13 protein-coding genes and 1 tRNA gene are annotated in these 26,849 nt (G+C 50.6%); 5 read left to right on the top strand and 9 right to left on the bottom strand.

Annotation, left to right across the window (positions count from 1 at the left end; translation table 11 throughout):
- Position 1: 1 nt before the first annotated feature.
- A complete protein-coding gene (gltB, locus tag QUF18_RS18105) occupies positions 2–4,744 on the bottom strand; it encodes a glutamate synthase large subunit (protein WP_374807219.1) in 4,743 nt (1,580 codons plus the stop codon).
- Positions 4,745–5,403: 659 nt separating this feature from the next.
- On the opposite strand from gltB, the gene QUF18_RS18100 reads away from it, so the two are divergent.
- On the top strand, positions 5,404–6,456 hold the full coding sequence (locus tag QUF18_RS18100; protein ID WP_289388682.1) for a threonine aldolase family protein: 1,053 nt from the start codon (positions 5,404–5,406) through the stop codon (positions 6,454–6,456).
- 52 nt (positions 6,457–6,508) lie between these two features.
- Here QUF18_RS18100 and QUF18_RS18095 read toward each other — a convergent pair whose 3' ends face one another.
- Complete coding sequence (locus QUF18_RS18095; protein ID WP_289388681.1) at positions 6,509–7,000, bottom strand: Hsp20 family protein; 492 nt, start codon at positions 6,998–7,000, stop codon at positions 6,509–6,511.
- A 251-nt stretch (positions 7,001–7,251) separates the two neighbouring features.
- Between QUF18_RS18095 and QUF18_RS18090 the strand changes: the two genes are divergently transcribed.
- Positions 7,252–8,274 carry an alpha/beta fold hydrolase gene (locus QUF18_RS18090; RefSeq protein WP_353074553.1) on the top strand — a complete coding sequence of 341 codons (1,023 nt, stop codon included), beginning with the start codon at positions 7,252–7,254 and terminating at the stop codon, positions 8,272–8,274.
- 75 nt (positions 8,275–8,349) lie between these two features.
- Here the strand turns inward: QUF18_RS18090 and hisN are convergent, their stop codons facing one another.
- Together hisN and QUF18_RS18080 are read right to left on the bottom strand one after the other, a co-directional pair.
- The gene (gene hisN / locus QUF18_RS18085; protein ID WP_374807220.1) at positions 8,350–9,141 is read right to left on the bottom strand and encodes a histidinol-phosphatase; all 792 of its coding nucleotides are present in this window, start codon (positions 9,139–9,141) and stop codon (positions 8,350–8,352) included.
- 306 nt (positions 9,142–9,447) lie between these two features.
- Positions 9,448–10,356: an N-formylglutamate amidohydrolase gene (locus QUF18_RS18080; protein WP_289388678.1), complete on the bottom strand. Its 909-nt coding sequence runs from the start codon at positions 10,354–10,356 to the stop codon at positions 9,448–9,450.
- A gap of 432 nt (positions 10,357–10,788) precedes the next feature.
- Here QUF18_RS18080 and cpdR point away from each other — a divergent pair, with 432 nt between their 5' ends.
- Positions 10,789–11,151 carry a cell cycle two-component system response regulator CpdR gene (gene cpdR / locus QUF18_RS18075; protein ID WP_113945070.1) on the top strand — a complete coding sequence of 121 codons (363 nt, stop codon included), beginning with the start codon at positions 10,789–10,791 and terminating at the stop codon, positions 11,149–11,151.
- Positions 11,152–11,270: 119 nt separating this feature from the next.
- A tRNA-Val gene (locus tag QUF18_RS18070) sits at positions 11,271–11,345 on the top strand.
- Between the two features lie 174 nt (positions 11,346–11,519).
- Here the strand turns inward: QUF18_RS18070 and QUF18_RS18065 are convergent.
- Positions 11,520–12,233 (bottom strand): lysozyme inhibitor LprI family protein, encoded by a 714-nt coding sequence (locus QUF18_RS18065; protein WP_289388677.1) that lies wholly within the window; start codon positions 12,231–12,233, stop codon positions 11,520–11,522.
- Positions 12,234–12,424: 191 nt separating this feature from the next.
- Here QUF18_RS18065 and QUF18_RS18060 point away from each other — a divergent pair, with 191 nt between their 5' ends.
- Complete coding sequence (locus tag QUF18_RS18060) at positions 12,425–13,024, top strand: hypothetical protein (RefSeq protein WP_289388676.1); 600 nt, start codon at positions 12,425–12,427, stop codon at positions 13,022–13,024.
- 11 nt (positions 13,025–13,035) lie between these two features.
- Here the strand turns inward: QUF18_RS18060 and QUF18_RS18055 are convergent, their stop codons facing one another.
- The 4 genes from QUF18_RS18055 to QUF18_RS18040 form a co-directional block, all read right to left on the bottom strand.
- Positions 13,036–14,616 (bottom strand): TolC family protein, encoded by a 1,581-nt coding sequence (locus QUF18_RS18055; protein ID WP_289388675.1) that lies wholly within the window; start codon positions 14,614–14,616, stop codon positions 13,036–13,038.
- 257 nt (positions 14,617–14,873) lie between these two features.
- Entirely contained in the window at positions 14,874–16,061 is a 1,188-nt protein-coding gene (locus QUF18_RS18050) for a beta-barrel domain-containing protein (RefSeq protein WP_289388674.1), read from the bottom strand.
- A 6-nt stretch (positions 16,062–16,067) separates the two neighbouring features.
- Complete coding sequence (locus QUF18_RS18045) at positions 16,068–18,236, bottom strand: type I secretion system permease/ATPase (protein ID WP_289388673.1); 2,169 nt, start codon at positions 18,234–18,236, stop codon at positions 16,068–16,070.
- Between the two features lie 172 nt (positions 18,237–18,408).
- Positions 18,409–26,829 (bottom strand): Ig-like domain-containing protein, encoded by an 8,421-nt coding sequence (locus QUF18_RS18040; RefSeq protein WP_289388672.1) that lies wholly within the window; start codon positions 26,827–26,829, stop codon positions 18,409–18,411.
- Between the last annotated feature and the right edge of the window lie 20 nt (positions 26,830–26,849).

The raw sequence follows: 26,849 nt of genomic DNA, 5'->3' as shown, positions 1-26,849 counted from the left end.
ATTACTCTGCAGCAACCGGATTACGCAGAAGTTCCATCTCTTCCAAAGCGCGGCGATATTCGACCGGCATGACTTTGACGAATTTCGGACGATACTGTTCCCAATTATCAAGGATCATCCGTGCCTGTTCCGAGCCCGTATAATGATGATGATTGGTCAAAAGCTGCACCAGCCGTTCCTCATCATGGCGGGTCATATTGCCGGAAACATCCACACGGCCTTTATGCATCAGATCACCGCCGTGATGATGCAGGCGCTCCAGAATATCATCTTCTTCAGGCACCGGCTCCAGCTCCACCATTGCCATATTACAACGCTCGGCAAAGTCACCGGCCTCATCCAGCACATAGGCCACGCCACCGGACATACCGGCCGCGAAATTGCGCCCCGTCTCGCCGATCACAACCACCACCCCGCCGGTCATATATTCGCAGCCGTGGTCGCCCACACCTTCAACAACCGCCACGGCACCGGAGTTACGCACGGCAAAACGCTCGCCCGCTTGTCCGCGAATATAACATTCACCTTCAATCGCGCCGTAGAGCACAGTATTACCGGCAATGATCGCCTCATCGGCTTTAAGCTGACTACCCGCATCCGGCCGGATAATAATCCGCCCGCCGCTTAAGCCCTTGCCAATATAATCATTGCCTTCGCCATGCAGCTCAAAGCTGATGCCATGTGCCAGAAATGCTGCGAAAGACTGGCCAGCCGTACCGTTGAAACGCACCTGTATTGTCTCTTCCGGCAAGCCCTTATGCCGGTAGCGTTTGACCAGCGCACCGGAGAGCATGGCACCGGCTGAGCGATCCGTGTTCTTAATGCTGCGAGTAAGTACAACCTTCTCACGATTTTCCAGCGCCGGTGCTGCGGCCTCAATCAACGCGCGATCCAGCACATCATCAATCGGATGTTGCTGTAATTGCGTATGGCGTAATTGTGCTTCATCACCCGCAACCGCTGCATAAGGGCGATAGAAAATGCGGCTGAAATCGAGGCCTTGCGCCTTCCAGTGATTGATTGCCGCCTGTTTTTCCAACAGGTCAGAACGCCCGATTATCTGTTCCAGTTTGGTGAAACCAAGTTCGGCCAACAGCACGCGCACCTCCTCTGCAAGGTAGAAGAAGAAGTTGATCACATGCTCCGGTGTGCCTTTAAAGCGCTGGCGCAACACAGGATCCTGCGTGGCAACACCCACAGGGCAGGTATTGAGATGGCATTTGCGCATCATGATACAACCGGCAGCGATCAGCGGCGCAGTGGAAAAGCCGAACTCATCCGCGCCGAGCAATGCGCCGATAATCACATCGCGCCCAGTACGCAAACCACCATCCACCTGAAGCGCAATACGTGAACGCAGACCATTGAGTACCAAAGTCTGATGGGTTTCCGCCAGACCTGTTTCCCAAGGCGAACCGGCATGTTTCAGCGAAGTCAGCGGTGAAGCGCCGGTACCACCATCATAGCCGGAAACAGTGATATGATCGGCACGCGCCTTGGCAACACCGGCAGCAACCGTGCCAACACCGACTTCCGACACCAGCTTGACGGAAATATCAGCTTGCGGATTGACATTTTTCAAGTCGAAAATCAGCTGCGCCAGATCTTCAATCGAATAAATATCATGATGCGGCGGCGGCGAAATCAACCCGACACGCGGTGTGGAATGACGTGTCTTGGCAATCGTCGCATCCACCTTATGACCCGGCAACTGCCCGCCTTCACCGGGCTTGGCACCCTGTGCCACCTTGATCTGGATCATATCGGCATTGACCAGATATTCTGTGGTCACGCCAAAACGCCCCGATGCCACCTGCTTGATCGCCGAGCGTTGCGGGTTTGGTGAACCGTCCCGCAGCGGATAAAGACGATCCGGCTCTTCGCCACCCTCACCGGTATTGGACTTAGCACCAATGCGGTTCATCGCAACCGCCAATGTTGTATGCGCTTCACGCGAGATTGAGCCGAACGACATCGCACCGGTCGAGAACCGTTTCACGATGTCGGCCGCAGTTTCAACCTCTGCCAATTCAACCGGCTTTTTACCGCGCTCGCCTGCACGCTTGAGATGAAACAGGCTACGGATGGTCTTAGCAGCCGCAGAACGACTGTTGAGCATCTCAGAATATTCGGCAAAGCTCTTCGGATTATCATTGCGTACTGCATGTTGCAGCTTTGCCACCGCATCCGGCGACCACATATGCGCCTCACCACGAATACGGTAGGCATATTCACCGCCGACATGCAGTGCGCCGGTGCCGCCAATTTCCTTGATAAATGCTGTATTGTGGCGCAGCACAGTTTCCTGCGCCACTTCATTTAAGCCCACGCCTTCAATCATCGAGGCCGTGCCGAAGAAAAACCGATCAACAAAATCCTGGCGAAGCCCGATGGCGTCAAAAATCTGCGCGCCGCAATAGGACTGATAGGTGGAGATGCCCATTTTTGACATCACCTTGAGCATGCCTTTGCCAAGCGATTTGATATAGCGGCTGACAATCTCACTGCTATCTACTTCCGGCGGGAAATCCCCGCGCTGATGCATATCGGTCAGCGTATCAAAAGCGAGATAGGGATTGATCGCCTCGGCACCATAACCGGCAAGGCAGCAGAAATGATGGACTTCTCGCGGCTCACCGCTCTCAACCACCAGTCCGACAGAGGTACGCAAGCCCTTGCGGATCAAATGATGATGCACAGCGGCAGTCGCCAGCAAAGCCGGAATGGCAATACGATCTGCCCCCACCTGCCGGTCGGACAGGATGATGATGTTATAGCCACCATGCACCGCCGCTTCCGCACGGTCACATAAGCGTGCCAATGTACCATCCATACCTGACGAACCTTCATTCACCGGATAAGTCATATCCAGCGTCTTGGTGTCAAAACGGTCTTCCGAATGGCCGATCGAGCGGATTTTTTCTAAGTCGGCATTGGTCAGGATTGGCTGGCGCACTTCCAGACGCTTGCGCCGTGATGTGCCAACCAGATCAAAAATATTCGGACGCGGCCCGATGAAAGACACGAGGCTCATCACCAATTCTTCACGGATCGGATCAATCGGCGGATTGGTGACTTGCGCAAAATTCTGCTTGAAATAGGTGTAAAGCAGCTTGGCCTTGTCCGAGAGTGCGGAAATCGGCGTATCCGTACCCATCGAGCCAACGGCTTCCTGACCCGTTGTCGCCATCGGCGCCATCAGCAGTTTGGTGTCTTCCTGCGTGTAGCCAAAGCTGCGTTGACGCTCAATCAGACTAACATCACGGCGCAGAGCGCGTGGCTCCACCGGCGCCAGATCCTCCAGCACCAACTGCGTATTTTTCAGCCATTGGCGATAAGGGTGAGCACTGGCGATCTGAGATTTCAGCTCATCATCACTGACAATGCGCCCTTGCTCCAAATCGATCAGCAGCATACGTCCGGGCTGTAATCGCCATTTTTTGACAATCCGGCTTTCATCAACGGGCAGCACACCGGCTTCTGATGCCAGAATAATCCGGTCATCATCCGTCACCAGATAACGTGCCGGACGCAGACCATTCCGATCAAGCGTCGCACCAATCTGGCGGCCATCGGTAAAGGCAACAGCGGCAGGGCCGTCCCACGGCTCCATCAAGGCTGCGTGATATTCGTAAAACGCTTTGCGTTCATCAGCCATCAGCTTGTTATTGCCCCAAGCTTCGGGGATCAGCATCATCATGGCATGGCTCAGGGAATAGCCCCCCTGCACCAGAAATTCGAGCGCATTGTCAAAACAAGCCGTATCCGATTGCCCTTCATAGGAAATCGGCCAGAGTTTGGAGATATCATTGCCGAACAGCTCGCTATCAACCGAAGCCTGACGCGCTGCCATCCAGTTGACATTGCCACGCAGCGTGTTGATCTCGCCATTATGTGCAACCATGCGATACGGATGTGCCAGCTTCCATGACGGGAATGTATTGGTTGAAAAGCGCTGATGCACCAGCGCAATGGCACTCTCAAAACGCGGATCACTCAAATCCTGATAATAAGAACCGACCTGATAGGCAAGGAACATGCCTTTATAAATCACAGTACGGGCCGACATTGAGACAATATAAAAACCGTTATCACGGCCTTCTGTCTCATGGAAAATCCGGTTGGAAATCACCTTGCGCAACACAAACAGGCGGCGCTCGAAATCGTCATCATTCGTAATATTCGGATTGCGCCCGATAAAGACCTGACGATGCACCGGCTCGGTTGCGGCAATATCCTCAGCTTTGGACAAAGAACTATTATCAACCGGCACATTGCGGAAACCGATCAGGCTCTGGCCTTCTGCCGCTATTACTTCCGTAATCACGCGCTCCAGATGGGCACGCAATTTTACATCCTGCGGCATGAAAATCTGACCGACGGCGTAATGTCCGGCATCCGGCAAAGCTATGCCATTTTTTGCCATTTCATCACGGAAGAAGCGGTCAGGAATTTGCACCAGAATACCCGCGCCATCGCCCATCAAAGGGTCTGCGCCAACCGCGCCACGATGCGTCAGGTTTTCAAGCATCTGCAAACCGTCCAGCACAATCTGGTGCGACGGAATGTTTTTCATTTGTGCAATAAAGCCGACACCACAGGCATCATGCTCACGCTTTGGGTCATAGAGCCCCTGACGCACAGGCAAGTCGCGATTTTGCAACGTCGGAATATCGGGAGTTCGGTTTTGAGGTTTGGTGGTTTTAGTCGATGTTGTGGTTTTGCCGCCTATTTCTGTATGCATATGAGCCTGAATTGCCCCAACAGAATGCGACTTGATCAACATCGAAACCTCCTTAGACCCGGTACAGGGCCATTTGCCGGTTCAGGCGTGCGGCAGCAACCCGTCCTCCAGACGGGATAAATACCAGCGCTAAAACGACAGAATTGTTAAATGAATTTGTGAATATGCCTGCCCGTAAAACACAGCAAAGGAAGCAGGCAGCATTCTGCAACAGATATGTCATGGATCAGCCTCCTTGATGCAAAGCGCACGATTGTCGTGCTTGTTGTCAGGGGATGCTTTCACCGCTCAACACAACAGCAGATTTATCTGCCACGACGCAAACCGGAAAAGCAGTGCATGAATTATAGCAAAATTCGTCTGATCTGTGTTGTGACGAATATCACTTAATAGGTCAGCATTGCTGCCCTATCATTTTATTGCAGAATATTTTCCACTCTACAAGCACGAAATATGCAATTTTAAATCGGTTATTTGTAATTTTATTGCGCGATCCGTTGTGACTTATGAAAAAACAAAGATTTAGCTATGTGATATTTACAACGACAGAGCCAAACTGCGTCAATGTGACCACACGCGGAATTGATGACAGGTTTCATTCGTGTGCGACAAAAAATTCGCTATAACACCTGCAACATTCAAGCATACGGAGCCTGTTGATGTTTTTCGCTTCCGATAACTGGGCAGGTGCCCATCCTAACATTACCGCCAATATCGCTGCCAATGCCGGCGGTTTCGCCGCCTCCTATGGCGCCAGCGAAATCGACAAAAAAGTCGAACAGCGTTTCAATGAATTGTTTGAACGTGAAGTCGCGGTTTATTTTGTCGGCACAGGCACAGCCGCCAATTCTCTGGCACTGGCCAGTGTCAACCGTCCGGGCGGTGTCTCGCTTTGCCATCGTGAAGCCCATGTGATCGAAGATGAATGTGGCGCACCTGAATATTTCACCGGCGGCGCACGTCTGCATCCGGTTGATGGTGCACTTGGCAAAATGGATCCGGCAAATCTGCGCAAAGAATTGAAACGCTTCAATCCGGGCTTCATTCATGCCGGTCAGCCAATGGCCGTCACCATTACGCAAGCCACTGAAATCGGTACGCTTTATACACTTGAAGAAATTGCGACAATTTCGGCAATCTGCCGTGAAAAGAATTTGCCATTGCATCTCGATGGTGCGCGCTTCGCCAATGCTCTGGTCACGCTCGATGTGACACCGGCAGAAATGACATGGAAGCAGGGCGTGGATATCGTCTCTTTTGGTGGCACCAAAAACGGCTGCTGGTGTGCAGAAGCACTGGTGTTCATGAACCCGGATCAGGCCAAAGATCTGCCATTTATCCGCAAACGCGCGGCACAACTGTTCTCTAAAACCCGTTTCATTGCTGCCCAGTTCGATGCTTATCTCAAAGATGATCTCTGGCTCAACCTTGCCCGCCATGCCAACGCAATGACCAGCAAACTGGCACAGGCGATCAATGGTTCAGACAAAGTGAAACTGGCTTGGCAGCCACAGGCCAATGAACTGTTTGCGATTTTGAAAAAATCCGACAGCGAAAAACTACAGGCTCAGGGCGCAGTGTTCTACGACTGGAACCCGCCGCATAGCGCGGATCCGATTGCCGAGGATGAAACCTTTGTCCGCCTCGTTACCAGCTTCGCCACCACGGAAGCTGAGATTGATCAGTTCGCGGCTCTGATCAAAGCGCTTTAAACAAAAAGGGCAGGAAATTTCCTGCCCTTTCTTCATTCAGACTATAGGCAGCTTAGTTGCTGCTGATTGCTTTCGCATCAACTGTTTTGGCATCAATGCTCTGTGCAGTATCGCCGGAAACAGCGGTGACATTAATCTTGCGCGGCTTCAGCTCTTCCGGAATTTCGCGTTTAAGATCAATATGCAACAGGCCATTTTTCAGGCTCGCACCGGCAACCTCAACATGGTCGGCCAGATGGAAACGGCGCTCGAAAGCACGTGAGGCAATGCCGCGATAAAGAAACTCTTTTTCAGCATCAGTTTCCTCAGTAATCTTGGTGCCTTTAATGGTCAGCTGATTGCGATGGGCTTCGATTTCAATTTCATTCTGGTCGAAACCGGCCACAGCCATGGTAATACGGTATGAGCTTTCACCGGTGCGCTCGATATTATAAGGCGGATAAGCCTGCGCACTTTCCGGCTGACCAAGGCTGTCCAGCATGGTGAACAGACGGTCGAAACCAACGGTTGAACGGTAAAGCGGAGAAAAATCAAAATGACGCATAATATGCCCTCCTTCAGAGCGACGTTGCGTTAAAGTACAGACTGAAAAACTCCCAGTTTCGGCGAGCCTTTCTTGTTCATGCAGCCCCTTATCAGGCGGCTACACCAATGATCTGGTATTAAAGAAAACACATTTCAAGGGGGCAATATCAGCATTTACAATTTGTTTTCTGCCCGTCATCTTCCTGCTATAGTTGATTGTAACTTCTGGAATAATATATTTTCAGAACCGGCTTCATGAGTAATCGCGCAATGACACAAATCTATTTTGAAACCGAAAATAACCCTGCACCAGCAGGCTTACAGGCAGGCTATTTCAAATCTGCCGATGGTTTTCAGCTGCGCTATGCCGTGAGCAAAAATACAGCAGAGACATCCCGCCAAGGCACTGTCATTCTGCTGCATGGTCGCAATGAAGCCTTTGAAAAATACTTTGAAACGATTAGCGATCTGAACAAACGCGGCTTCTGCGTGGCGACCATGGACTGGCGCGGTCAGGGCGGATCTTTCCGCATGCTCAAAGATGCGGAGCGCGGTTATGTCCGCAATTTTGCCGATTATCGGAGCGATTTTGAAACCTTTCTCAAAACGATTGTGATGCCGGACTGCCCGCCGCCTTTTTATATTCTCGCACATTCTACCGGCGCGTTGATAGCCTTGCAGTCGCACGAAATGCTGCAATCCCGCATCCAGCGTATGGTCTTGATCTCCCCGTTTTTAGGTTTAGCGCGCAGCATTTTTTCAGACCGGCAGTTGCGGCCGCTGGCGACCCTACTGGCCTATGCCGGTTTTGGCAGCCGCTATGCGGGGAAAGTTCCGTTACAATTGCCGCCGGAGAGCTTTGCCCGCAATCCGCTAACCCATGATCAGACACGCTATATCCGCAATGCCACTATTACGCGTGACCAGCCGCAGCTCGGCATTGCAGGGCCAACAATTCAATGGCTGGCACAAACATTGCGTGCCATTCACAGCATCAATACAACCAAATTTTATGAGAGCTTCACGATCCCGACCCTGTTTCTGGTTCCGGGTGCAGATCGGGTTGTCGACAGCAAGGCAGCAACGCGCTTTGCAGGCAATCTGCGCACAGCATCATTGATTACCATTGATGGTGCCTACCACGAATTATTGCAGGAGAGCGACTTTTACCGCGAGCAGGTCTGGGCAGCTTTTGATGCTTTTATCCCGGGATCAGCCGCACCGGAACAGCTCACTGAACCGGCGCTGACTAGAGCGCCGTGTGCCAGACTTGGCACACAAAGGTCGCTCTAACACTTTAAAACTAGAGCATAATTTTATCTTGAACTGATCCAAGTTTATGGAATTATGCTCTAGACTTTAAACCGGTCAGGAATTCAGTAGTTTCAAAGCCTGTTCATGCAAAGCCGGTGTTGCGGCAGCAACAATATAGCCGCCCTTCTCAGCAGGGCCGCCATCAGCCTGTGTGATAACGCCACCAGCCTGTTCAATCACCGGAATAAGCCCCATCACATCATAAGGCTGCAAGCCGCTTTCGATCACCAGATCGGCAAAGCCGGAAGCCAGCATCGCATAGGCATAGCAATCCACGCCATAGCGCGACAAACGCACCTGCGCTTCCAGACGATCAAATGCCTCACGCTGTCCGTCTTTGAACAGTGAAGGCGATGTGGTGAAGACAGTCGCTTCAGACAAATCTGTGGTCTGACGGGTCTTCAGCTGCACTTGTCCGCCATTACCGGCATATTCAGGCCCGCTCCAGAAAGCACCCTCGCCCAGCGTATAGAATAGCTCATTGGTGAATGGCTGAGACATCATGCCGATGCGCGCATCGCCGTCAATCATCAGACCAACCAGCGTTCCCCACACCGGCAGACCGGAGATGAAAGCGCGCGTTCCGTCAATCGGATCAATCACCCAGATATGGCTGCTATCGAGCTTTTCGCCGCCGAATTCCTCACCCAGAATACCATGTTCAGGAAAATGCTCATTGATAACTTTGCGGATAGCAACTTCAGCCTCACGGTCAGCTTCCGTAACCGGATCAAAACCGACAGTATATTTGTTATCGATTGCAATTTTCTGCCGGAATCGCGGCAAGGTTTGTTCGGATGCTGCCAAGGCAACTTTTCTCAAAAACGACGAATCCACCACAGAAATTCACTCCATTTCACAGCTACAAATGAGCATTTCGACGAAATTTCGGCAATATTTCGCGTCGAAATGTTTTATCCTGATTATCAGGATAAAACATTTTGAGCAAAAATATCAAATAGTTATAATGATTGTAATTTCAGACAATTCAGAATTTTCATTAATTAGTCTTATTTAGCCAGATTCCGAATTGACCGCGCCCCGCCTACAAAATAAAATGGTTAACGGACAATATGTCTGTTTTCGCCCGCAAGGGCGTTTCCTCCCTAGATTTTGGACCGCACTTTTGTGCGGTCTTTTTTTATGCAGATTTTACTCTGCCGCCTGCGGATGACGTAAGAATACATAGTCCGGCAGCGCTGTCAGATCAGCCATAAACTGTGCCAGATCACGATACAGCATGGCAAAAGAGGCCAGACGCTCCAGACTGGTTTCATTCACATAAAGAGCACGGTTAATTTCGATCTGCAAAGCATGGAAGTCGCGATGCGGCCGCCCGTAATGTTCGGTAATATAGCCCCCCGCATAGGGCTTATTATGCGCAACATGATAACCCATATTTTGCAGCAATTCGATTGCCGCCCAGGATAAGGCATCTGAACAGGAGCGTCCGAAACGATCGCCGATAATAAAATCCGGTCGAGCCGGTTGATTGGTCAGACTATTCGGATCGCCCCATTCCACACCACTGGGCATTGAGTGACAATCTATCAGTACTGCATAGCCAAATTGTGCCCGCGTATCGCTCAGCAATTGCCCGAGCTGATGGTGATAGGGCTTGTAAATTGTCTCAATCCTGTCCATCGCCTCATGCAGCGGCAGGCGGGATTTGTAGATATCCTGCCCCTCGCCGACAATTTTAGCGACCGTACCCAAGCCCCCAGCAACCCGTGCCGAGCGGATATTGGCATAGGACGGCACCGGCTGGTCAAACATTTTGGGATCAAGTTCGTATGGCTCGCGGTTCACATCCAGATAGGCACGCGGAAAATGCGCCCGCAGCAAGGGTGCCCCTAATGGCACCGCTGAGGCGAATAATTCATCCACATAGCAATCCTCAGACTGACGGATATCATGCGCATCAAGCCGTGATTGCTGCAAAAATTCTGGCGGATAGTAATGGCCACTATGGGGCGAATTGAAAACAAACGGAATGCGCTGCTGCGCCGGAGCGCAAACTTCAAAGGGAACCACCGTCTGAAAATCCCGTTGCAGGCTCATTATCCGTCTTTTATCCGCTTCCTGTTGTGCAGCCTTAAGCCCTGCTGCATGTATCAGGCAAGCCTAGCTGATAATCAGGAAAAGCAAAGCCGGAATTGTCATATTTCTTCATAAAATCATAGTGAACAGCGTTTCCGTTATCATAACTCAATAATTTTCAATGCACCCCCATGACAATTTCATGAAGCGCTCTATATGGGATTTTTTAAAGCACTGTGCTCCGCAAAGCCTGCAGATCTGAGACATGCTCAGTCTGTCCTGTCCGCACAATAAGGCGGGACAGATAATTATGAATGATTCATCCGATATTTACCAAAGCAGCGTCTTATAGGATCAGATTGAATCGCTTTTATCGTCATTTTATCACCGTAATATCGTGCTGGGGATAAAAATATATCGTATATAAGAGCGTACAGATATTCGGACGGACCAATGAAAAGAATTCTGCTTGCTGAAGATGATAATGATATGCGCCGTTTTCTGGTGAAAGCACTGGAAAAAGCGGGCTATCATGTCACCCACTTTGACAATGGGGCCAGCGCATATGAACGCCTGCGTGAAGAGCCATTCTCTTTGCTGCTGACAGATATTGTGATGCCGGAAATGGACGGTATTGAACTGGCGCGCCGTGCAACCGAGATTGATCCTGATCTGAAGGTCATGTTCATCACCGGTTTTGCTGCCGTGGCTCTCAATCCTGATTCACATGCACCGCGTGAAGCTAAGGTTCTGTCCAAGCCGTTTCATCTGCGTGATCTCGTCAACGAGATCGAAAAAATGCTGTTGGCTGCCTGATCTCAAGCCAAACCGCCCAACCTGTTAAAAAACAACAGGTAAAACAAAGATTTTTCTCTTTATTCTTCAAAAGGGCATTGACGCGCACGAACCAATATGGTGTATGCGCGTCATCGGATGGGCGTATAGCTCAGCGGGAGAGCACTACATTGACATTGTAGGGGTCACAGGTTCAATCCCTGTTACGCCCACCATCCAGATCCAGCCTTAAAATTTGAAAATTATTATCGTTACCAAGTTCATTGGTGATGTGCCGAATTTATACTGCCTCAAAATAATGATTGCAGATACCGGCTAAAGCATAATTTTAAAGTGTTCGAGCGACCTTTGTGTGCCAAGTCTGGCACACGGCGCTCTAGTAAAACAGCTTACTTATAGTCTTTGCAATATTGCGGCGCTGCGGCTCCGCTCTGCTCGCATCCGTTTTTAATTTCATCCATCATCATACGGCAGCTATTTTCAGCATTGCATGGCGGGTGGCTGCTACCGGACATTTCCAGACAGCGGTCAACGAGCACTTTCGCCTTTGCCGCACCAATCGCTTGTGTGCAGGTCCCCTTATCCAGATTGCCACTCAGTTTCTGCGTTGCAGTTTTTTGGGCTGTGGCCGGCTGAGATGGCTTTACGGCTTTATCAGCGTCAGCCTGTTTATGCGGCACACAGGACAAATCCCCCTCCTCGCAATTCAACTGTACCCGCAGGTCAAGAATGCGCTGACTGGTGAGTGCTGTAACGCAAGCAGCGATCAAAGACGGAGCAACAGAGCCATCCTGATAAGGTGCTGTTCTGAATGCGCATTCTTTGTCACGATAAACAATCCACGCACGCTGAGCGTCACGCAAATTGGTTTTATCCTTCGCGCCTAGCTGTTTCATCAGAGTTTGATAATTCTTGTTCAAAAGCGCATCTGCGTTTTTGGCATCGTTGCCCAAACAGGCGGTCATTTCAGATTGAGTTCGCGAAGTGCTGCAATCTGCACCACTCGCAGCCGCCTGAGCGACATCTCTGTCAGCTGTCAAAAAAAATGTACTGATAGCGAGACCAGCGATAAAAAAAACACGCTGTAAACAGGCTTGAAACATCTTAATTCCCCCGATCAAAACTACCGGACGCAATGAAAATGTAAAATTACCCCGCCATAATCTGTCTCAGCGGAGCCTGTTTTACAGTCCGGAACAGATATATTATTATACTGATCTGCATACTTCACAAGAGTATCAGTAAAACAGACGCAAAACGCAGTTAATGATCAGAACAATGGAATTGATATCAGATGAATGCTGACACACTGATCCCGCAGACGCACGAAATCTTCGTCCATATTCGCATTATCATCGGCATGATTTTAGGATTAAGTGTAGCGCGGCTGGTCAGCGGATCAACACGCTTCATTCAGCATCCGGGCAAAGACAAAATCTATCTGATACATTTTGCCTGGGTCATCTGTATTTTTCTGTTTATTCTTCATTTCTGGTGGTTCGAGTTTGCGCTTTCCCAGATCAAAATCTGGACATTTACACTCTATTTCCTGCTGATATCTTATTCCATCATCTTTGTGATGCTGGCGGCCATGCTGTTTCCGGATCAGCTGACAGAATATCAGGGGTTCAAAGACTATTTTCAGAAGCGAAAAACAGGATTTTATATTCTTCTGCTGGCGCTGTTCACGATCGATAGTCTGGATACTTTCATCAAAGGAAAGCAATATTACGAACATTACGGAATTTTATATCCGATACGTCAAGCTTTCCTGATTGCCGGTGCTGCAGGTGGCCTACTGTTTCGCTCGGAGCGCTATGACCTGATCTATGTTATTGCCGCACTTGCATCACAAGTCGTCTGGATCATGGTGCTTTTCAATCTGCCGGGCTAAAAACAATAAGCCTATATTTGCGCACCGGTCAGGCGGCTGCGCAACACACCAAGTGCTTGTGCCTTTCTTATAATGGCTGCGCGATAGCGATATTCGATATCAATCTTGGTGTTGATTGCACCATAAATTGCAGCATCCGAATTCAGGAGATCTGTCAGGGAACGCTTACCAAGCTGATACTGCTCAAAGAACAGGTCGCGCGAGTCAATCGCCCGTTTGATTTGCTGCTCAACAACACGTCGCTGAGAAGCAGCGCCCGTACCCTCTTCCACAGAAGCATCAAACATTGTTGTATTGGTCAGGCGGATTGAATCCACGCGATAGCGGGCTGCACGTTCATTATCATTCGCCGCCGTTACGCGCGCGCGCGTGGCACCACCCTGATAAATATTACCCTTTATCGACAGCATCACATTCGAGCTGGTGTCCCCTTTTCCCGGATCATAGGAATAAGAACCAGCAACACTCACACTCGGATAGTAAGACGCTTTTTCAGCATTCAGCTGATATTTTGTTGCTTCTACTTCCTGTAATGCAGCCACGATGCTTGGATGTTTATCGATCATGCTGCGTTTCAGCGACCGGTCAATACTCTCAAGCAGCGGATCAACCACTTTCAATCCCTGATAACTACCACCAATCAGACTGATAAGATTTGAACGTGCGGCCTGTTCAGAGGCAGTAGCGCCAATCAGGTCCGATTCTGCACCATCAACACGCACATTCGCTAATACAAGATCGGCCTGATCTGACACGCCGCTATCAGAGCGAAGTTTAATAATATCTCTCATACGCTGCAACGAAGCCAGACTATCCTCTGCGGATTCTTTCAGCATCTGCGCACGCTGAGCTGTGATAAACGCCGTTGCCACTTCCGCAGCAACGCGCTCACTGGTTACATCAATCTCTGCTCTGGCGCGTACCTCGTTGCTTTTGGCAGCTCTGATGATATTTTTTGAGCGCCCGAAATCATAAACAAGCTGCTCCGCATTCAAGCCGACAGAATGTGAAATGTTACCACTGGCTTTATCATTTTTAAAACTGCTCCCGACACCACTGCCAAAAGAGACCTGCGGATATTGTGTAGATTGGGCAACCAAAACATTGGCCTTTTCACGCCCTTCAAGGGACTGCGCCGTGACGATATCCGGATGACGACCAATGGCTTTCTGGATAGCAGTTCCCACAGCCAGTGCTTTGTTTGACTGGATAACATGTCGCGGCATCAACGGCAGCAATGTGGCCTTATCTGAAGCAGTCTTATCATCAGCACTTGCTTCCAATACGGTTTTATCCTGCGCCTCTTTCGTTGTTTTATCTGTCAGTTTTGTATCCGCGTTATTCTTGTCTGCAGGCTTTGTTTCAGCAGCTTTTACATCGGCTTCCGGCAGCATAGCCAGCGTTGTGCTACGGGATGGCAACTGAAAGCTGCTTGTCTCTGATGCGGATGCGAGCGCTGATTTTTGAAATGACTGCCACGGCTTGGCAACGACCTGCCGGATGGCGGGATCAGACTTGTAGTTCTCGCTGAGCATGCCCCTCAGCACCCAGTCCTGATAGGCAGCCACATCTGTCGCGCGGCTCTCAGTCAAGAAAGTTCCCGATATAAGCGTGAACGCTATCACACCAAAGGCTGAGACAGGGATTTGCACAAGTCATTCCAATCAAACGTCATTGTTTAGAATTCCGACATTTGATTGTTATGGTTAATCTTTCGATAATATACGCTTATGCGAATACAATGATGATAACCAAAAGTACGCCTATAAAAATAACAGGCAAAATATAATAAAATATACTTACAAAACAAAACGGCCTGAAGTGTTTTTCAGGCCGTTTATAGGATCAATTATCTTTCACGGAGTGCTTCACCCATCTTGTTCAGCGGCTTAACCAGATATTGCAGAACTGTCTTTGTGCCGGTTCTGAATTCCACTGATGCCACCATCCCTGGAATAATCGGATGCTCCACCCCATCGGGTGTTTTCAGGGATGAATTATCCGTTTTGACGTAAACACGGTAATAGATAATACGCTTATCAATCTCATCCACGAGTGTATCCGGCGATATGCGCTCTACCTTGCCCCACAAGCCGCCATAGATCGAATAATCATAGGCCGTGAGTTTAACGGCGGCCACCATGCCCGGCCGGATAAACGCAATATCACGCGGGTTTACACGGGCTTCCACCACCAGCTGTTCTTCAATCGGCACGATTTCCATAATTGTACCGCCGGGCGCAATAACGCCACCGACTGTGGTCACATCAATATCTTTAACAATACCGCGCACCGGTGCTGTAATAATCGTGCGGGCAAGCTGATCCATGCGCCCGACATTCAGCTTCACCTGTGAATCCAGCTCCGCCATCGTTTTGGAATAGCTTTCACGCGCAGTAACCTGAAACTGGTTTTCCAGCTCTTTCATCTTGCGGTCAAGCTCAACCATCTGCTGGCGTAGACGAATGACTTCCACCTCACTCGCTGCTCCTTTAGCGACCAACGGTTCCGTTAGTTTCAGTTCGCGGGACGTCAATGCAAAAGATTCCTTCAGGCTTGAGAGATTGGCATTCAGCGTATCACGCTGGCTGTCAAACAACCGCTGCTCGCGGTCCATCAGGTCTTTTTCACCTTTCACACTCTCCGGAAAAATCAGCTCTCCGCCATTCATCTGTGAGCGCAGCCGCGCAGCAGCAGCTTCAAGCGACAGAATTTTGGAATCCAGTTCACCATAGGAAGCACGAAAACGCGTATCATCCAGCACGGCCAGCCTTTGCCCTTTTTCGACAATATCGCCTTCCTGCACTTGCAATTCGGACAGGATACCGCCTTCCAGAGACTGGATCATCTGCGCGCGCGAAGATGGAATGATCTTGCCATTACCGGCAGCAATTTCTTCCAGTGGCGCAAAATATGCCCAGAGCAGCAAAGCGCCGACTGCGACAAAGCTCATCCAGACCACGATGGAAGGACGACGGCTTTCCGGCAGCAGACTAGGTTGATGATAAAGATCGGAGCCTTCAACTGTTTGCGACATTTAAAATTACTCCGCTGACTTCAGTTGTACAATTTGCGCTGTTTTCTGCGGCATGTCTGCCACAGCTGCACCTTGCAACCGCGCCAGCACAACGTCTTTCTTGTCATCAATAATAACCCGACCACGCTCCATCACGATAATTCTGTCCACCAGCTCAAGAATTGCCGGACGATGGGTGGCGATCACCACTGTGCGTTCTTCCATCCATGGCTTGATCTCTTTGATAAACTGCTTTTCTGATGCTTCATCCATTGCGGATGTCGGTTCATCAAGCAGCACAATCGACGGATCACGCAACAAAGTTCTGGCCAGCATAATCGCTTGTTTCTGCCCACCGGACAGCCCCGATCCGCCTTCCATCACCGTTGTTTCCAGACCTTTGGACAGGGTGCGGACAATCTGTCCGGCGCCACTAATGGACAGCGCCTCATCGAATTGCGCACGCGTTGCCAGAGGGGACCCGATCTGGATATTTTCCTGAATGGAGCCGTGGAACAGACGGCTTTCCTGTGTCAGCAAGCTCACTTTATTACGCACATCATTGGTATCGATATGCTGAATATTGGCCTTATCCAGCACGATAGCGCCCTTTTGCGCAGGCAAAGCAGCACCAAGCAGCTTCAGCAGAGTGGTTTTTCCGGCACCATTACGACCAACCAGAGCCACACGTTCACCCGCCTTGATACGGATATTGCCAATACGCAGATTGGCAGCGGCTTCAGGATCATAACCAAATTCAACGCCGGTCAGTTCATATTCACCGGCAATATGTGCGCGGCGCATACGCTCTGCGCCGGTCGGGTGATCAATTGGTTTTTCCAAAAGATCATCAAGACCTTTTTTCGCGGTTTTAGCCGACTGCCAGCGTGTGAAAATCTGAGCAAGCTGTGCAAATGGCGACAAGGCACGACCAGTCAGCATACTACAGCCAATCACACCACCGGTGGTCATATCACCGGCAAGAACCATGTAAACACCAGCCACAATCACCATAACATAGGCCAGCTGCTGAACTGACTGGATCCAGTAGACATACATTGAGATAAGTTGCTTTTGCTTGGTTGCTGTTACCGATGAGGCCTGCGAATAACGATCCCACAAACGGTGAAAACGACGCTCAGCCTGCAAAGCTTTGATATCTTCAATCCCTTCAATGGACTCCACAAGGATCGCATGGCGCAACGCGCTTTCCTGCGCGGTTACATTGGACAATTTTGCCAGCGGGATTTGCAGCAGCAAGCCCGGAATGATGATCAGCGGCAGAGCAAGCGCCACCATAAGGATCAGCGGGCCGCCGATCATCCAGATCACAAACAGGAAGACAATAGCGAATGGCATATCAATCGCCGCCGTCAGTGTGCTGGAGCCGAGAGACTCACGGATTGTTTCTGTTTCACGCAACTGTGCGATGAAAGAGCCGGTCGATTTCGGTCGCGCATCATTGCGGATATCCAGCGCGCGCGCAAAGAACATACTCGAAATCGTTAAGTCGACTTTTTTACCGATCATATCGGCAAGCTTCATGCGCGAAATTTTCAACGCATACTCAAGCAAAACCGCCATGATAACGCCGGATGCCAGTACCCAGAGCGTCGGCACGGATTGCGCCGGAACCACACGATCCCAGACCTGCATCCCGAACAAGGCGCTACCAAGCGCCAGCAGATTTGCAATAAACGAAGCAACAGCGATTTCAAAATGCCGGCGCTTATCAGCCAGAAGCATCGACCAGAACCACGAGCCTTTATAATTGGACAAATGCCGCGCAAGACGCGCATCTTTGACCGCCTTTTTCGCGGAAACCAGCAGGAAAGTTCCGGTTAAATACTTATCCGCATCCTCGCGGGCGATTTTCCATTCAATCGCCTCAGCCTGATCGACATTAACGCATGTAATTTCTTCTTCACCGACAGCAGCAATAATTGTTGCGCCGCCTTCTTTAAGACCGGCAACGATAGGAAATGCAAAGACCGGCAGAGCATACAGATTGGTCTTGCTGAAAACCGCAGTCAGCCCGAGCCTTTTGGCCGCCTGAACCACATTGTCTTCAAAAGTTTTAGCCGCGGACCAAACGAAGGCGCGGCTTATCATATCGTTCGACACGGGCATTCCGTGATGGTTAGCAATCACACCAAGTGCTGCCGCCCAAGCGGACGGGTTCTTTTCCTGAGCCATACACATCATCTTTCGGAACTAAAGCATGCAGCCAAAAATGGATCCGGTTTGGTCAACATGCGGAAAAACACAAAGGCCGGAACGGGCGCAATACGTGCACTGTACTGCGATACGATCCGGATACGCTTACACAACAAAATGAGGCGCCTCCGCAAAGAGGCGCCTCAAAAGCTTAAATGTGAACAGAGGTCTGTTGTAGCAAACGCTCCAGATCGAGATCGCCGTTATTCAACGGTAGAGGAACTGCCAGCGGTTCCGGCTGGGTTTCAACCGCAGGTGCGGCTGCTCCGGTATCCGGCGCCTGTTCTTCCGGCAAGGCCGAGAGATCAATGCTTTCCTGCGGCGCAGGTTCTGTGAGCGCATCCTGAATAAGCTGCGTCACATCTGTCTCTTCTGCCGGTTTCTCAGCCTGTCCGGAAGTATCCGAACTTGCCTGTGCCAGATCAATCAGACCAGCTAGTACGGACTGACCATCATAAGCATCGACACCATAACCGCCCTCACCGTAGTGCTGGCCATCCTGCACATCGAGTTCTGCAAGCAGAGCAGATGTATCAAGCGACATCGGAGCGGCATGAGCCTGCGGCTCATTCCAGTCGTCAGCCTGCGGATCGTGATCAACCGATCTGGCCGAGAAGCTGTGCATATCGCCATTATCCGGCATATCTGCACTGAAGCCCTGCGGTTCGCCACCAGCCGGACGGATGATGGTGATCTTCCACGGGTCAGAGGCCACGCTCACGTTACCGGCGGCATCAGCAACCGTTACTGTGATCGTCTGCGCTTCAACTGTCATGGCAGCGCTTGGCTTGAAGCTCCAGGTACCATCTGCCTCAACTATGGTTGTGCCCAGCAGCTTGCCATTGGCCATAATGGAAACTGTGCCGCCGGCTTCGCCTTTACCCTTGAAGGTCGGGCGGGAGTCATCGGTTGTACCATTATTGCTGACCGGACCGGTTTCAGTACCAACGGCATCGATAACCTGAGTAAGCTCTGGTTTAGCAGGTGCTGTCAGATCCACTTTCACCGTAAAGCTGGCTGCTGTGGTGCTGAGATTACCTGCCGCATCCATGGCCTTGAAGGTAATCACATGCGTGCCTTCTGTCAGTGCCTTGTCGGCTGCCGGTGTAAAGTTCCAGTTGCCGGAGGCATCTGCTTTCGCCGTTCCGATTTCAACACCACCAACATAGACCCTCACTGTGCTGTTGGCTTCAGCCGTACCGTAGAAGGTCGGCCTTGTATCATTGGTAGAACTACCATCAACAAGATCGTCCAGCTTCGTCGCAACATCATCCACGACGCGGGTAATCTTCGGCGCATCCGGTGCAGTTGTATCAACGGTAATATTAAAGACCGCAGATTTCGGACCGATATTACCGGCCTTATCAATCGCCTCGGCCGTAAAGCTGTGCTTGCCTTCAGCAAGATCTGTCGGAATCTGGAACGTCCACTTACCGGTTGTGGCATCTGTCACCGCGGTTCCGATGATTGTCTTACCATCGGTTCCGTAGATCCGCACGGTGCTGCCATATTCCGCAGTCCCTTGCAGCATCGGCTTAGTATCATCGGTAACACCGTCACTCTTCACGCTACCCGTAACCGAACCAACATCATCGAGAGCATCATTGATCGCTGGTGCAGCAGGCGGCTGCGTATCAACCGTTACAACATAACCAGGCTTACTAAGATCCAGCTGTCCAATATTTCCAGCTCGGTCAATACCAAGGGTGCGGAAGGTATGTGTACCATCACTCAATGCATTGGTTGTATAAACCCAGTTACCATTGGCATCTGCTTTGACTTCCCCAATTTGAGAAGAGCCATCATAGATGCGTACTGTCGCCAAAGGTTCCGTTGTACCTTTAATTATTACAGTCTTATCATTAGTGACACCGCCACTATCCACTTTACCTGCATAGAGTCCTTCATCAGCGATAATTTCTACAATTACCGGAATATCTGGAGGCGTCAAATCAACAACGACTTCGAACGCTTCTGACAAAACACTCGTTGTTCCAGCGATCGTATAAGTTGCTGTGAATTTATGTGCACCCTCAGAGAGGTTATTGACAGTAACAACCCATTTTCCATTACCGCTACCTGCAATCGCAGAGCCAACCTCAACACCATCTTTATAAAGTGTAATCCTACCACCGGTAGCACCAGCACCATTTTTAACGTAGCCGTAAACGGTAATAGATGTGGCATCCGTAGGACTATCATCATAGATAAATGACTTAACCGTACCAATAACATCACCATAGAAAGTAATAACTGGCGGCGGCGCCACCTCATCAGAGTTATTAATGAAGAAATAAGGCTTTTTATCATCAGCATGATAAATATTACCCATAACAGCGTTATATTGATAATCAAATAAACTGTTCTGAAAATACGCGATATTACCAGCCTCATCCATGATGGCGAATTGATAAGTATTCCATCCTTTATTCTCAGAAAAAGGAACTTTTAGGTTAAACTTACCCGTTCCTGTATCAACATCGGCCGTAGCAACAACCTTACCATCCAATATAGCTACTGCTTTAACCCCAAACTGACCCAAAGTAACAGTACGACTAAATTCAAAATAGCTCTTACTTGTATCATAATAAGAATCTAAATTTGCAAGTTGATCACTACTATTACGCCCAAAAGATGGGGCAACTGTATCAACCGAAATTGACCAAGAGTTGGACGTTGCACTCGGATTACCGGCCTGATCTTCAGCTTTGGCGGTCAACAGTACAGTTCCCTCACCTAACCTGCTTGTTGTCAAACTCCATTTATTATCTGCACCAACAATAACCGTACCTACAGCATTGCCATTGGCATATACCGTCACTTTCGTACCGGCAATACCCGTACCAGAAACCGTTGGCGTATTATCATTAGTCAACTTTCCTTGCTCAACAGGACCAACATACAGATCAACATCGTCCCAGACCTGCAGGATGACTGGTGCTGGCGGAGCCAACAAATCAACAGTGATTTTCCATGGCTCTGACAGCGGACTTTCTTGTCCGGCACGGTCAATTTGTTTAACCGTGTAGACATGATCGCCTTCCGAGATGTTCTGGCTCGGCGTCCAGTTCCAGCTGGTCGTATTACCCAATGTATAACGGGCAACTTCCACGCCATTGTCATAGATGATGACCGTTGAATACGCCTCCGCCGTCACATAAATCGTTGGTGTCGCATCATTGGTATAACCGTCTTTCGGTACATCACCCGTAATCGGAGCAACATTGTCGTAAATCCGGTCAATGGTAGCTGCAACCGGCGGAACCGTATCCACATTCATGGTGAATGTAGACGTGCTGCCACTGGTATTACCGGCCGCATCCGTGGCCTTGAAGTTAAAGCTGTTCGAACCGTCTTTCAGATCAGTTGTTGGCTTCCAGGTCCATTTACCGTCAGGCCCAACCAGCACGGTACCCACTTCAACATTGTTGTGAATAATCGTTAGGGTCGAACCAGCCTCAGCCGTACCCTGGAAGGTTGGCTTCGTCTCATTTGTCCAGCCATTACTGCTGATATTACCAACCACCGGCTGCGTACTATCATAGACAGAAGTAACGACAGGCGTTGATGGCGCCGAAGAATCCACCGTTACGACATACGGAGCCTTCGAATAGGTCTCGTTTCCGGCAGCATCCACCGACTTAACAACGAACTTGTGTTCACCATTACTGAGATACGATGTTTTATACGTCCAGACACCACTGGCTGGAACAACCAATGTGCCTAAAGTTGTGGTACCATTTGGCCCGCCATAGAAGGTCAATGTTGTACCGGCTTCAGCCTTACCAGACAGTGTCGGATACGTATCATTAGTCAGACCGTTACTTGGGATATTGCCGACAATACCACCGGCAACCGCATCAATAACCTGCTCAATAACCGGTGCCACAGGGGGCACTGTATCAATGACCAGCTTAAAGCCTGTACCCATCGCCGGACCGGTATTACCGGCCAGATCCGTTGCACGCGCTTTAAAGTTATAGACACCATCCGGCAATTCTTTCCCAAGTGCCGGTGTAAACGACCAGCCACCCGAGCCATTTGCCGTTGTCGTACCGATTACACCGTAAACATCATCAAAAATCTCAACGATGCTATAGGCTTCAGCCGTACCACGCAGGGTCGGTGTAGTATCCTTTGTAAAGGTGCCGCTGCTCATGGTTCGGCCAAGTTCACTGTCATAGGCATCATCAATACGCGGTGCCGTTGGCGCTACAGTGTCAATAATGATTTCCAGCGTATTGGACGCACCTGTGGTATTACCGGCAGGGTCTGTCGCCGTAGATGTAAACTTATGCGTACCATCACCCAACACGCGGGTTACCTGATAGCTCCAGTTACCATCTGCATCGACAGTCGTTGTGCCCAGATAGTTACCATTGTCATAGACAGCAATCGTGGTGCCTTTTTCACCCTTACCAACAATGAGTGGCAGATTATCATTGGTGGTCTGGCGGTTGCCGATATTACCGGTATGTCCCGGAACATCATCAACCACATGGGTAATTTGCGGCACATCCGGTGCTCTCGTATCAACGACGATCGTGTAGCCAGCTGATGCAGGGCCTGTATTACCGGCAGCATCTGTTGCTGTTGCAGTAATCACATAGCTGCCATCCGGCAAACCTTCCGGCAGTTTCATAGACCATGCACCGCTCGAGTTGGCCTTAACGGTACCAACCAACAAGCTGCCTGCATAGATATGGATCGTGGCATTCCCCTCGCTCGTACCTTCAACACGCGGTGCCGGATCGTTGGTCAAACCACCTTCTGTAATCGTACCGGTATGATCCGGAACGTTATCCACGATACGGGTAATCTTCGGCGCATCCGGTGCAATTGCATCCACCGTCAGCTTGAAGATACCGGAATTGTTAATGCTGGTATTACCCGCAGGATCAGTCGCCGTTGCATAGAAATTATGCGTCTTGCTGTCGAGCGGTTCTGTCAGCTGGATTTGCCAGTTACCACTACCATCAGCAGTGGCCTGTCCAACCAGAATACCACCATCACGGTAAAGCTTGATCACATGATACGCATCCGTTGTTCCGCGGAACGATGGCAAGGTATCATCGGTCAGAGAGCCATTCGGCATCGCCGGATTGATAATACTACCCACATCGTCAGCCGCACTGACAATAACCGGCGAAGCTGGTGGCGTGATGTCGATCGTCACGATGCGTGGGAACGATTGCGAACCTTCAAAACCAAGTTCATTCACAGCTGCTGCGGTCAGGCTGTGATAGCCTTCACTCAGCTTGACATTGGCGGTTTTGAAATTGAACGACCACTTACCGTCAGCATCAGCCGTTGTGGAACCAAGCAATGCACCATTGTCATAAATACGAATGACAAGGTTTGGCTGCGCAGTACCCGTGAGCAGAGGATCCTGATCGTTTGTCACGCCGTTATTGGCCACCTGAATCAGTTCCGAGCCGTTATTATTAGCCAGGTTCTCAATTTTCGGCACTTCCGGCGGGATAGTCGAAATCACCACAGACCAACTGTTAGAGGTGGCAGACACATTGCCTGCCTCATCCACAGAGGTGACCGTAAATGTATGCGAGCCATCTGCCAGCAATGGCGCTGTATAAGCCCATGTTCCGTCTGCACGAACCGTGGTTTCTCCAAGTAACACTGTACCGTCATAGACACGGATTGTTGTACCGGCATCACCCTTACCGGCCAAAGTCGGTGTTGGGTCGTTCGTCGGCGTACCGTTCGGAACATTCCCAATGCCCGGCGCCACATCGTCAAAGACGGCTGTGATTTCCGGTTTAGCCGGTGGCGTCAGATCAACAGTTACAACCCATGCAATGGATTCACCGCTCTCGTTACCGGCCTGATCGGTTGCCGTAACAGTAAAGCTATGTGCACCCTCTTTCAGATCAGTGGTTGGTGTGAACGCCCATGTACCGTTCGGATTGGCAATAGTCTGACCAATCAGCGTACCATTGTCGTAAATCTTGACAACAGAACCGCTTTCCGCACCCGAACCGGAGAGACGTGGCTTGGTATCATCGGTCGTTTTGCCATTGGCAACTGTACCCTGAACCGCACCGACATCGTCCAATACGTTGGTGATGGATGGGGACGCTGGCGCAAGTGTGTCAACCGTAATCTTGAACTCGTCAGACTTGACAGACACGTTGCCTGCCGCATCCACACTCACAACCGTGAATGTATGAGGACCATTGCTCAGCGGATTGACCGGTGTATAGCTCCACCCACCCGATGCATCGGCCGTTACTTCACCAATCAGCGTTGTGCCGTCATAAATGCGGACAAGACCATTGGCTTCAGCGCCGGTACCTTTCAGAGTTGGTGTCGTGTCATTGGTAAAGCCGTCTTTTGCAATGTTTCCGACGATCGGTTCTTGATCATCCGTAATGAACGCAATAACCGGCTTGTTCGGTGCAACTGTATCCACTGTGACTTTAAAGCCATCAGAAGCAGCACTCACATTACCTGCGGCATCCGTTGTTTTAGCCGTAAATGTATAAGTACCGTCAGCAATTGCATCAGTCGCCTTCCAGCTCCACTGACCGCCCGCATCCGCACGAACAGTCGCCACCAGAGTACTACCCTGATAGATACTGACCATCGCATTCGGCTCAGCACCGGCACCCGACAGTTTCGGACGATTATCATTGATAATCGCACCATCACCGAATTCACCGATAACCGGACCAACACCGTCATAACCAACCGTAAAGCGCGGGGCATCCGGTGCGGTTGTGTCGATTACGATATTATACGGGAACGAAGGCTGGCCTTCCACACCTGCACCATCAACCATTTTGGCTGTGAGTGCATGGTTACCTTCCGTCAGATCGGTCGTTGGTGTGAACTTCCAGTTACCGTCGGCATCAGCTGTCGCCTTCCCGATGAATGAACCGTTATCGTAGATGTTGATTGTCGCATTCGCGTCAGCAGTACCCTTGATTTCAGGTCGCACATCGTCGGTTGGCTTACCATTGCCGACAATACCCGTGACACTCCCAACATCATCACTGACTTCGGTGATGGACGGTGTGCCAGGCACAGCGGTCGAGACCACAATGGTGAATGGTTCAGACAGCGCACTTTCCGTACCAACCGCATTCACAGACTGAACTGTGAAGGTGTGGGTACCGTCAGACACAAAGCCTGTATATGTCCAGGTGCCGGCTGCAGTCGCAACCGTCTCACCAAGCAAAGTCCCGTTGACGAAGATCTTGACCACAGTGCCCGCAGCAGCCGTACCGGACAGCGTCGGGGTGGTATCATTGGTGGTCTCACCCTTGCCCACAGGGCCGATACCAGGATTGGTATCATCCCAGATCTGATCGATCGTCGGTGTTTTTGGTACAGACAGGTCAATATGGATCGTCCAGCCCGCAGACGGAACGCTCTCATTGCCAGCCTTATCCGTCGAGGTCACAGTGAACACATGCGAACCGGTTGCAAGATCAGTGCCCGGTGTGAACGACCAGGTCCCGTTGCTGTTGGCAATCGTCTCACCCAACAACACACCCTTGTCATAGATCTTAACCGTGGAACCGGCTTCCGCACTGCCGCCAGACAGTGTCGGGCGAAGATCATCCGTCGACTTACCATCGGCAACATTGCCCTGAACCGCATTCACATCATCATAGACAGTCGTGATCGACGGGGCATTTGGTGCAGCCGTATCAATCGTCACAGACCAGGTCGGGGAATATGGCCCCTCATTGCCCGCCGCATCAACCGCTTTAATACGGAAGTTGTGAACACCATTCGACAGATCGCTCTCGGACTTGAAGGTCCAGGCACCATCTGTCACCGCAACCTCACCAAGCAGTGTCGTGCCGTCATAGATGCGAACAAGCGTCACACCTTCTTTGGCTGTACCAGTCACAGTCGGGCGCGCATCATTGGTCAGACCGCCGGAGACGATATTACCCTCATGCGGTGCAACGGCATCCACAACCTGCGTAATCTCGGCATCACTCGCTGTCGGCGCTGTCGTATCAACGCTCAACGAGAAGGCTGAAGACGATGCTCCCTCATTACCAGCCGCATCAACAGTGGTGGCGATGAACGAATGTTTGCCTTCCGACAAGGTCGGAACATCAAACGTCCAGTTGCCCGAAGCATCCGCCTGAACCGTGCCAAGCAGTTTGCCGTCGCTATAGATACGGATCAGACCATTGGCCTCCGCACCCTTACCATTGAGGCGCGGCGTTGTATCATTGGTGAACTCGCCATTCTGGATCAGACCAGTATTTGGCAGAACATCATCGCTCGCATTCAAGATCTCAGGCTTGAACTTCGCATCAGGGCCTGTCACGTCAACTTCAATGCTCCAAGGCATCGAGGCTGTACCTTCATTGCCCGCCTTATCGGTCGAAGTCGCCGTGAAGGTGTGAACACCCTCACTCAGATCTGTGCCCGGTGTGAAGCTCCATGTCCCGTTGGCCGCAGCGGTGGTCTCACCCAGCAACACGCCATTGTCATAGATCTTAACCGTGGAACCACCCTCAGCACCGGAACCAGAGATCGTCGGCTTGGTATCATCCGTGGTCTTGCCATTGGCCACTGCACCCTGCACAGAACCAACATCATCGAGAA

The sequence above is a fragment of the Pseudochrobactrum kiredjianiae genome (assembly GCF_030362795.1).
In the GTDB taxonomy this organism is placed as follows: domain Bacteria; phylum Pseudomonadota; class Alphaproteobacteria; order Rhizobiales; family Rhizobiaceae; genus Pseudochrobactrum; species Pseudochrobactrum kiredjianiae.
This window is presented reverse-complemented; position numbering and strand designations above follow the sequence as displayed.